9 protein-coding genes are annotated in these 10,591 nt (G+C 40.4%); 8 read left to right on the forward strand and 1 reads right to left on the reverse strand.

Going from position 1 to position 10,591, the window contains the following annotated elements; genetic code table 11:
• The first annotated feature begins 80 nt into the window (after positions 1-80).
• The 8 genes from AC1WHX_RS07045 to rodA all read left to right on the forward strand — a co-directional run bounded on the left by AC1WHX_RS07045 (position 81) and on the right by rodA (position 9,080).
• A complete protein-coding gene (locus tag AC1WHX_RS07045; protein WP_481229063.1) occupies positions 81-1,367 on the forward strand; it encodes an O-acetylhomoserine aminocarboxypropyltransferase/cysteine synthase family protein in 1,287 nt (428 codons plus the stop codon).
• Between the two features lie 6 nt (positions 1,368-1,373).
• A complete protein-coding gene (locus AC1WHX_RS07050; protein ID WP_302544626.1) occupies positions 1,374-1,502 on the forward strand; it encodes a hypothetical protein in 129 nt (42 codons plus the stop codon).
• Positions 1,503-1,723: 221 nt separating this feature from the next.
• Positions 1,724-3,247, forward strand: a complete 1,524-nt coding sequence (gene purH, locus AC1WHX_RS07055; protein ID WP_022389837.1) for a bifunctional phosphoribosylaminoimidazolecarboxamide formyltransferase/IMP cyclohydrolase — start codon at positions 1,724-1,726, stop codon at positions 3,245-3,247.
• 69 nt (positions 3,248-3,316) lie between these two features.
• Positions 3,317-4,336 (forward strand): rod shape-determining protein, encoded by a 1,020-nt coding sequence (locus AC1WHX_RS07060; protein WP_009317583.1) that lies wholly within the window; start codon positions 3,317-3,319, stop codon positions 4,334-4,336.
• 102 nt (positions 4,337-4,438) lie between these two features.
• The gene (mreC, locus tag AC1WHX_RS07065) at positions 4,439-5,287 is read left to right on the forward strand and encodes a rod shape-determining protein MreC (protein ID WP_022602153.1); all 849 of its coding nucleotides are present in this window, start codon (positions 4,439-4,441) and stop codon (positions 5,285-5,287) included.
• Positions 5,280-5,789, forward strand: coding sequence for a rod shape-determining protein MreD (mreD, locus tag AC1WHX_RS07070; protein WP_009317581.1), 510 nt, complete (start codon positions 5,280-5,282; stop codon positions 5,787-5,789). The genes mreC and mreD overlap by 8 nt, the downstream gene beginning before the upstream one ends.
• Entirely contained in the window at positions 5,786-7,648 is a 1,863-nt protein-coding gene (gene mrdA, locus AC1WHX_RS07075) for a penicillin-binding protein 2 (protein ID WP_009317580.1), read from the forward strand. Before mreD ends, mrdA begins: the two co-directional genes overlap by 4 nt.
• The gene (gene rodA, locus AC1WHX_RS07080; RefSeq protein ID WP_303116647.1) at positions 7,629-9,080 is read left to right on the forward strand and encodes a rod shape-determining protein RodA; all 1,452 of its coding nucleotides are present in this window, start codon (positions 7,629-7,631) and stop codon (positions 9,078-9,080) included. The genes mrdA and rodA overlap by 20 nt, the downstream gene beginning before the upstream one ends.
• Before the next feature lie 59 nt (positions 9,081-9,139).
• On the opposite strand, the gene AC1WHX_RS07085 is transcribed toward rodA, so the two are convergent.
• Positions 9,140-10,591 (reverse strand): DUF4301 family protein (locus tag AC1WHX_RS07085; protein ID WP_481229066.1); only part of this gene is annotated, 1,452 nt, incomplete at its 5' end.

Raw genomic sequence — 10,591 nt, forward strand, 5'->3', positions numbered from 1 at the left:
TTTCTGTATTATTAAAATATATTGGATTATTATCCTGTATAATGTAGCTTTACCGTTGTAAATAATAAACATATACTGTTATGTCAAAGAAAAATTATCATTTTGAAACTTTACAGCTTCATGTAGGGCAAGAACATCCAGATCCGGCAACAGATGCACGTGCAGTACCTATTTATCAAACCACTTCTTATGTATTTCATAATTCTCAGCATGCAGCCGACCGTTTCGGATTGCGTGACGCAGGAAATATTTACGGACGGTTGACAAATTCGACTCAGGATGTATTTGAACGGGTAGCAGCTCTTGAAGGCGGGGTTGCGGGGTTGGCTGTCGCTTCGGGTGCCGCCGCTGTTACTTATTCTTTGCAGAATATACTTGGAGTGGGAGATCATGTTGTTGCTGCAGACAATTTATATGGCGGTTCGTTCAATCTCATTACGCATACGTTGGCAGCACAAGGTGTTAGCTATACTATCGTCAATGTGAATGATCTGAAATTGCTCGAGGCTGCAATCAGACCTAATACAAAAGCGATTTATGCCGAAACTTTTGGGAATCCGAATTCTGATGTGACGAATATCGATGCTGTTGCAGAAGTCGCTCATCGTCATAATATTCCGTTGATTATAGATAACACTTTCGGGACTCCGTACTTGATTCGTCCCATTGAGCATGGAGCGGACATAGTAATCCATTCTGCGACTAAATTTATCGGTGGACATGGTTCTAGTTTAGGGGGAGTTATTGTGGATGGCGGTAAATTCGATTGGAAAAAAGATGCAGAAAAATTCCATACTTTAGCTAAACCAGATCCGAGTTATCATGGAGCTGTTTTTGCAGATGTGGCAGGACAAGCGGCATTTGTTACCCGCATACGGGCGGTCATTTTGCGTGATACCGGTGCTGCTATCTCTCCGTTCAATGCTTTTATCCTGTTGCAAGGGCTGGAAACTTTATCCCTGCGAGTAGAACGGCATGTCGAAAATGCTTTGAAAGTGGTTGATTATTTGAAAAATAATCCGAAAGTATCGAAAGTGAATCATCCTTCGCTACCGGATCATCCCGATCATGCCCTTTACGAAAAGTATTTTCCTAAAGGAGCTGGCAGTATTTTTACGTTTGAAATAAAAGGAGGAAAAGAAGAGGCCTGGAAATTTATCGATTCATTAGAAATTTTTTCGTTACTGGCCAATGTCGCTGATGTAAAAAGTCTTGTCATCCATCCATATACTACAACACATTCTCAAATGACACCGGATGAATTGGCGCAACAGCATATTACGCCTTCAACTATAAGGCTTTCGATAGGTACGGAACATATAGATGATATTCTTGCAGATCTTGATCAGGCATTTTCTAAAATTTAAACAGGCATGTCGGGAGATGTGACCATTGTTCGTTGGGATGGCAAGTATCGGGATGATTTTGTTCGGTTGAACCGGGATAGATCGAACGGTATTTTCGGATTGAAGCCGATGATTCTAAGAATTTTAAGAAAGTGAAAATAGAATTTGATTTTATATATTTTCTTTTTGAAAGGCGGTAAAAAGGACTGTTTTCTTGTTTGAATTTACATTCCTTTTTGTTTTTGGGGATAGAAGCGATACGTTTGTGAGAATCAAAAAGTTTGTAACATTATTTTTTCTAAAACTTTCGCATAATCTGTGTATTTCAATCACATTATTTCGTATTTTTGTGCTTTGAAAAACTTAAACTTGCATATATGTCTGAAAACAAGAGAATTAAAACCGCTTTGGTTTCGGTATTCCACAAAGATGGATTAGATGAGATATTAAAGAAATTACATAGTGAAGGTGTACGTTTTATATCTACCGGTGGTACGCAGGCTTTTATAGAATCATTGGGATTGCCCTGTCAAGCTGTTGAAGACCTGACCGGATATCCTTCAATATTGGGAGGGCGTGTGAAAACCCTTCATCCTAAAGTTTTCGGAGGTATATTGTGTCGTCGTGAGCTGGAAGGCGATCAGAAACAAATTGCAGAATATGAGATTCCGGAAATAGATTTGGTGATTGTTGATCTTTATCCTTTTGAAGAAACTGTAGCTTCGGGAGCTGACGAAAGCGCCATTATCGAGAAAATCGATATCGGCGGTATCTCTCTGATACGTGCTGCTGCGAAAAATTTTAAAGATGTAGTTATTGTCGCTTCGAAAGGACAATATGCTCCTCTGATGCAGTTGTTGAATGAGAAAGGTGCGGAATCTTCGATAGAAGATCGCAAGTGGTTTGCAAAAGAGGCTTTTGCTGTTTCTTCAGGATATGATACTGCAATTTTTAATTATTTCGATAACGGAGAAGGTTCTTATTTCCGTTGTGCCGAGAACGATGCCAAAGTATTGCGTTATGGCGAAAATCCTCATCAGAAAGGTCTTTTCTTCGGGAAGTTTGGTGAAATGTTCGAACAACTTCATGGGAAAGAAATTTCATATAACAACTTATTGGATATAGATGCCGCAGTTTCTTTGATTGCGGAATTCGATGAATTGACGTTTGCCATATTGAAACATAATAATGCTTGCGGTTTAGCATCGCGTCCTGTATTGGTAGATGCATGGAAAGCTGCGTTGGCAGGCGATCCGGTGTCTGCTTTCGGTGGTGTATTAATTACAAATGGTAAAATCGATAAAGCTACGGCGGAAGAAATGAACAATCTTTTCTTCGAAGTCGTTATCGCTCCGGGATACGATGCTGATGCTTTAGAAATTTTGGAACAGAAAAAGAACCGTATTATATTGGTTCTAAAAGAGAATAAAACAAAATCTTTGCAATTCCGCTCTTTACTTAACGGAGTGTTGATGCAGGAACGGGATTTACACTGTGAGAAACCGGAAGAGTTGACGCAGGTTACAAAAAAATCCGTAACACCGGAAGAAGTAGAAGATTTGTTATTTGCCAATAAAATTGTAAAGCACAGTAAATCGAATGCTATAGTATTAGCTAAAGGAAAACAACTTTATGCAAGCGGAGTGGGGCAGACTTCCCGAGTGGACTCTTTACGTCATGCGATAGAAAAAGCTAAATCGTTCGATTTCGATTTGAAAGGTTGTGTGATGGCTTCGGACGCATTCTTCCCTTTCCCTGATTGTGTGGAGATTGCTCACAAAGAAGGAATCGATACTGTTATCCAACCCGGAGGTTCGGTGCGGGACAACCAGACGATCGATTATTGTAATGAGAACGGAGTAGCCATGGTTACTACCGGTATTCGACATTTTAAACATTAAGATAGGGTATAGATCAGGTATCGGATATTTCCCGGAATGATCTGTGCTTTATAAAAATAAAATAGTAAGATGGGATTATTTTCTTTCACTCAAGAGATCGCGATAGACTTGGGTACGGCGAATACCATTATAATTCACAATGGAAAAATAGTGGTAGATGAACCTTCTATGGTTGCATTGGATAAACGTACCGATAAGTTGAAAGCAGTTGGAGAAACTGCTCGTCAGATGCATGGTAAGACTCATGAAAATATACGTACATTACGCCCTTTAAGAGACGGTGTGATAGCGGATTTCTATGCTGCTGAACAAATGATTCGGGGGATGGTGAAAATGGTGAATACGAAAAACCGTTGGTTTACTCCCTCTTTGCGTATGGTAGTTTGTATTCCTTCAGGAAGTACCGAAGTGGAAATTCGTGCTGTACGGGATTCTGCCGAACATGCCGGAGGCCGGGATGTCTATATGATTTATGAACCGATGGCCGCTGCTATCGGAATAGGTCTGGACGTTGAAGCTCCTGAGGGAAATATGATTGTGGATATAGGTGGCGGTACTACCGAAATCGCCGTAATTTCATTGGGAGGAATCGTATCGAATAAGTCTATCCGTATAGCCGGAGATGATCTTACGGCCGACATTCAGGAGTACATGGGGCGTCAGCACAATGTTAAAGTCGGAGAACGTACAGCAGAAATGATTAAAATCAATGTGGGTTCGGCTCTTACCGAATTGGCTAATCCTCCAGAGGATTATATCGTACATGGTCCGAACCGGATGACGGCTCTTCCGATGGAAGTTCCCGTATCATATCAGGAAATATCGCATTGTATCGAGAAATCTATTTCAAAAATAGAAGCTGCCGTATTGAGTGCATTAGAACAAACCCCTCCTGAGTTATATGCGGATATTGTGCGCAACGGTATCTATTTGGCAGGCGGAGGAGCTTTGCTGAGAGGTCTGGACAAGCGTTTGACCGATAAGATCGGAATACCTTTCCATATAGCCGAAGATCCGTTGCATGCGGTTGCTAAAGGAACAGGGATTGCTTTGAAAAATATCGATAAGTTCTCATTCCTGATCCGGTAATACCGGGATTTTAGATATAAACGAGTTACCGTTTGTCGGGAAGGGAAAATCCTTTCTAACAGTCGGTGACTCGTAGTAGTAATAATTAGTCAGATTCGGCACATGCGCAAACTGATCTCTTTTTTGATAAATCACAGTCCGATCTTTGTGTATGCTTTTTATCTTGTCATCTGTTTTGTTTTGCTGTTCAAATTCAATCCTTATCAGCAAAGTGTCTTTTTCAGTTCGGCAAATGAAATGGCAGGCCGTTTCTATATAATGACCAGTGGAATTACAGGATATTTCGGGTTACAGGAGATAAACCGGGATTTGCAAAAACAGAACGGCAATCTTGAGATGGAGCTCATTCGTTTGCGGGATGAAGTCAGTCGCTTGAGTGGAGATTCCCTGTTGGTTCGCACGTCTGCAGATTCATCTCTTTCCCGATATGATTTTCAAATTGCGCAGGTGATAAATAACAGTGTTTTTAAGACTCATAACTATATTACACTGAATAAGGGTAGAAAAGACGGAATTCATTCGGAGATGGGGGTAATTGATCAGAATGGAATTGTCGGTATTGTCAATGTCGTTTCAGATCATTATGCTGTTGCTATATCGTTATTGAATCCCAAATTAAGGTTGAGTTGTAAAGTAAAGGGCAGTAATTATTTCGGCTCTTTAGTATGGGATGGAAAAGATCCTCGTTTTGCCGTGTTGGAGGAGTTGCCCCGACATGTGAAGTTTGTCAAAGGCGATACTATCGTGACAAGCGGTTACTCCTCTGTTTTTCCAGAAGGACTGATGGTGGGTACGGTCGACGGTTTCTCAAAACAGCGGAATGATAATTTCTATGCTTTAACAGTGAAACTATCTACTGATTTTTTCCGACTGAATGATGTCCGGATTCTTGATGATAAAGGACAAAAAGAACGTCGGATTTTGGAAATGGAGGCTAAAAAAGATGAGTAAATCGGCAATCGGTTATATATTTTCGTTTATTATACTGGTGCTGTTGCAAGTATCGGTCTTTAACCGTATTGCTTTGTTCGGATATGCCACCCCTTTTCTGTTTCTTTATTTCATCTTGAAATTACCTACAACGTTGTCTGCTAATTGGACAATGACTCTGTCGTTTTTGATGGGGCTTGTTATCGATATATTCAGTAATACACCCGGTATGTACGCTTTGGCATCTGTTTCCGTTGCTTTTGTAAGACGTACGTTTATCGCTTTGGTGTTACAGCGGGGTAATGAAGAAGTTTCATTAGTACCGTCGTTTCGTTCGTTCGGATCGGGATATTTCTCGATATATGCATTTTGTGTGATTTTTCTATTTTGCATTTTAGTTTTTATTATAGAAGCTTTTTCATTTTTCACCCCTTTGATTCTCGTATTACGTATTTTGTCAAGTACTTTGCTTACGTTTATTTTGATCTTGGCATTGGAAAGCTTAAATTGGAAAAAGAAGTGAACGTCGATTACAATTTAGGAAACCGCAAGTGGGTAATCATCGGTATCATGACTGTTGTGGTCTTGATCTATCTGGTACGTCTTTTTACATTGCAGGTATTGGATAATGATTATAAACGGTTTGCCGATAGTAATGCGTTTCTTAAAAAGATACAATACCCTTCACGGGGACTGATTTATGACCGGAACGGTAAATTATTGGTCTATAACCAACCGGCATACGATGTTATGATGATTGTTCGGGAGATTCAGGAATTTGACACGTTGGATTTTTGCCGGACACTGGGTATTACTCGCGAACAGTTCGACCGTCGTTGGGCTATGGTAAAAGATCGCAGGTTAAATCCCGGATATTCGGCCTATACCCCTCAAACATTTATTTCCCAATTATCTGCACAAGATTATGGACGTTTGCAAGAAAAGCTTTATAAATTTCCCGGATTCTTTATTCAGAATCGGGTACTCAGACAATATGCCGTAAATAGTGCAGCCAATGTATTGGGAAATATCCGGGAGGTCTCTCCTCGTGATCTTGAAAAAGATGATTATTACATACGAGGAGATTATACCGGAGATCTTGGAGTAGAAAAATCTTATGAGAAGTATTTGAGAGGAGAAAAAGGCATAGAGATATTGCTTCGGGATGCACATGGACGAATAAAAGGGAAATATGAAGACGGGATATATGATATAGCCCCTAAATCGGGGAAAAATCTGAAACTTTCTATTGATGCGGACTTGCAGCAATATGGTGAATATTTGATGCAGAACAAAATCGGAGCTATCGTTGCGATAGAACCTTCGACCGGAGAGATATTGGCTTTGGTATCGAGCCCCACATACGACCCATCTGCATTAATCGGGCGTGAGCGGGGGAAAAATTATTTGAAATTGAATAAGAACCCTTATAAACCGTTATATGACCGGGCATTTATGGCGGCATATCCTCCCGGTTCTACTTTCAAGCCGACGCAGGGGCTTATATTTCTACAAGAGAAAGTGATAACTCCTCATACAATGTATCCTTGCTATCATGGCTTTGTTGCAGGACGACTGAAGGTAGGATGCCATGCTCATGGATCTCCGTTAGGGTTGCTTCCGGCGTTACAGACCTCTTGTAATGCTTATTTTTGTTACGGGCTTCGGTCCATGCTCGACAGTCGTTCGAGATATAAAAATACAGCCGAAGCTTTTGATATATGGAAAGATTATCTTGTTTCGATGGGATATGGCTATCGGTTAGGAATCGATTTGCCGGGAGAAAGTCGGGGATTTATTCCGAATAGCAAGTTTTATAATAAAATATATGGTGAGAATCGCTGGCGGGCGCTGACTGTAATTTCTATCGGCATAGGTCAGGGCGAAGTTTTGGCTACACCGTTGCAAATCGCAAATTTGGCGGCTACGATTGCAAATCGGGGATATTTTTATACTCCTCATGTCGTAAAAGAAATACAAGATACGGTTTTAAATGAAGAGTTCAGGCAGCGTCGATATACACATATAGATAGTGAATATTATAATTATATAGTAGAAGGAATGCGAATGGCTGTTACGGGAGGAACTTGTCGGGTTGGAGCTATTCCGGGAATAGATGTTTGCGGAAAGACGGGTACGGCGCAAAACCCTCATGGAAAGGATCATTCTGCGTTTATGGGATTTGCCCCGATGGACAATCCTAAGATCGCAATAGCCGTCTATGTAGAGAATGCAGGATTTGGAGCTACTTTCGGAGTCCCGATAGGAAGCCTGATGATCGAAAAGTATCTGAATGGTTTTATAGCTCCTGAGAGAGCTTATTTAGAAGAAAGAATGGTAACATCAAATACAATGATATACAGTGGCATTAAGGGAAATTAGTATATGGAAGTCTATTGATTGGTACACGATCGGATTATATACGGTGCTTGTATTTATCGGATGGGTGAGTATCTATGCCGCAAGCTATAATTTCGATGATGCCAGTATATTCGATTTTTCGGAACGTTCCGGGAAACAATTATTGTGGATCGGGCTTTCGTTCAGTATAGCGTTCGTATTGCTGATGCTTGACAGCCGCATGTATGAAGCTTTGGCCTATCCTATTTACATCGGTTTTATGATACTTCTGGTAGCGACTATTTTTTTAGCACCGGAGATTAAAGGTTCTCGGTCATGGCTGGTATTAGGACCGGTAAATATTCAGCCGGCTGAATTTGCAAAATTCGGGACTGCATTGGCGTTAGCACGTCTGATCAGTTCATATAATTTCGTGCTGACCGTGCCGTCTAATTTTTTTAAAGCCTGCCTTTTGATTTTGTTACCTATGGCATTGATCATGATGCAGAAAGAGACCGGATCGGCTTTGGTATATGCCTCATTGATATTTATGCTTTATCGTGAAGGCATGACCGGACTGATTCTTTTTGCCGGGTTATGTTCGATCGTTTATTTTGTGGTAGGAGTGAAATATAGCGATATGTTGTGGGGAAGTACCCCTGTGGGTGAGGTGCTTGTGCTGGCATTGATCGTTTTGGTCATAATCGGTATGATCGCTTATTTTTATAAAGACTCTGTCGTGGTGCGGAATCTTCTTTTGCTGTCGGCATCGGTTTCCGTAATTTGTTATCTGCTGTCTGTTTTAGGAATATCTTTTAATTGGGTATATGTTATCTTATCATTGATTTTTCTATCCTCTTTGTATATTGTTTTTTTATATCTGCAAAGTCGCAATACGAAACTTCTTCTTACACTTTGTTTTGCCATAGCATCGGTAGTTTTTCTGTTTTCGGTGAATTATGTGTTTACCGATATTATGGAGCCTCATCAGCAGACTCGTATTAAGGTCGCTTTGGGAATGGAAGATGATCCCAGAGGAGCGGGATATAATGTAAATCAATCGAAGATTGCAATCGGATCGGGAGGTTTATGGGGAAAAGGTTTTTTGAATGGAACGCAAACAAAACTAAAGTATGTACCCGAACAGGATACCGACTTCATATTTTGTACAATCGGAGAAGAAGAAGGCTTTTGGGGAGCTTCTTTGGTCGTGATATTATTCTTTGCCCTGATTATACGTATTATTCAGATAGCCGAGCGTCAGCGTTCTGTGTTTGGTCGGGTATATGGCTATTGTGTAGCCAGTATATTGTTTTTTCATTTAGCCATTAATGTGGGAATGGTGATCGGGTTATGTCCGGTGATTGGTATACCTTTACCGTTTTTCAGTTATGGCGGATCATCTCTTTGGGGATTTACTATTTTGCTTTTCACACTGCTTCGTATCGATGCCGGTCGGTTGGAAAATTATTGATGATAAAAAAAGTAATTCCGGAAATTTTTTCCGGAATTACTTTTTTTACAGCTTGTTATTTATTGATGTTGCTCTCTTAGCAAATCGTTGACTGTTTTTACCGGGTTGAATGTGGAGATCGGCACTTCAACGAATACGGTGTTCCAATCGGACATAGCGCCATTCCATAATCCCGGTAATTCAAGGGCTTTCAATTCTTTTCCGTTTTTAGATTTCAGAGAAATGAATCCCGTATTTTTATCAACGAAGTCAGGAAGGTTATATTTTTCTCCTTTTCTGTTTTTAACGGCACAAACTAAATCTACCGGATTAAAGTGGGTCGATGCCTCGAACATGACTTTCGATTCGGGATTTTTAAGATCGATCTGGGAACTTTCGAGGATTTGAAGAGAATAAGATCCGTCTTGATTATAAGCGAGGAACGGACCTCCTCCGGGTTCTCCGACATTCTTGACCATACCGCAGACGCGAATGGGACGTCTTAACTTCTTCAATAGATAAACAACCAGGTCGCTGTCTTCAAAAATCTTTGTTTCCGGATTGCGGATGAAAAGTTTTTGTTGCACAAATGCGATAATTTCCCGTACGTTATCCATTGTATATTTCCCGCTTTCGAGTAGTTCGACATATTTATCTATTTGTTGTTGTAAAGAGATCAATACCCCTCCGATTATTTTTTTGAACAAGACAGTCGAATCCTTGATTTTATCAGGCACGACGTTGTCGATATTTTTGATAAAGATTACATCAGCATCGATATCGTTCAGGTTCTCGATCAGAGCACCATGTCCACCCGGACGAAATACCAATTTGCCATTGTCTCTAAAAGGCTCATTCTGCATATCAGCGGCGATTGTGTCTGTCGACGGTTTTTGTTCTGAGAAACTAACCGAATATTTTACGTTGAATTTTTTTTCGTAATCGGATTGTTTCTCGGAAACTAACTGTTTGAAATAGGGTAAATGCTCTTTTGATACGGTAAAATGCACATTGACATTCCCTGCTGCATTGCGTGCATACAAAGCTCCTTCGGCAAGATGTTCTTCCATGGCTGTACGGTTAATATCTCCGTAATTGTGAAATTTCAACATTCCTTTGGGCAGTGCTCCGTAATTCAGCCCTTTTTCTAATAACAGATTTGCGATTATCAGCTTATATTTTTGTTCTGCAATCAGAGTCGGAATATCTTGCCCCTCATTTTTAATACAGATGGCATTCAAATCATTATAGAAAGCGAAGTGGGTAATATTGTTGAAAAATTTCTTTTCGAAATCGGTGGTCGGTACGACATAGTCGGCATCTAAAAATTCGAACAAATTTTTAAACATCCGGCTTGCAGCACCCGAAGCCGGAACAAATTTGACGATAACCGGATTTCCCGACAAGTATTTTTCCCATATTTCGAGATAATGCTCACTCTCTTTTTCATTTAAAGACAAGATGCCGTTGCCGATAGAGGCAGGCGATTTCAACTTCAGAAACGGAAATCCTGTTTTAAAACAAGACAATTG

This window comes from Coprobacter sp. (genome assembly GCF_982436375.1).

What these genes read in the sequence shown, in the direction of transcription:
- mreD (WP_009317581.1), top strand. Translation starts at nt 5,280, where the DNA reads ATGAGTAAATCGGCAATCGGTTATATATTTTCGTTTATTATACTGGTG.
- AC1WHX_RS07050 (WP_302544626.1), top strand. Translation starts at nt 1,374, where the DNA reads ATGTCGGGAGATGTGACCATTGTTCGTTGGGATGGCAAGTATCGGGAT.
- AC1WHX_RS07045 (WP_481229063.1), top strand. Translation starts at nt 81, where the DNA reads ATGTCAAAGAAAAATTATCATTTTGAAACTTTACAGCTTCATGTAGGG.
- mreC (WP_022602153.1), top strand. Translation starts at nt 4,439, where the DNA reads ATGCGCAAACTGATCTCTTTTTTGATAAATCACAGTCCGATCTTTGTG.
- purH (WP_022389837.1), top strand. Translation starts at nt 1,724, where the DNA reads ATGTCTGAAAACAAGAGAATTAAAACCGCTTTGGTTTCGGTATTCCAC.
- AC1WHX_RS07060 (WP_009317583.1), top strand. Translation starts at nt 3,317, where the DNA reads ATGGGATTATTTTCTTTCACTCAAGAGATCGCGATAGACTTGGGTACG.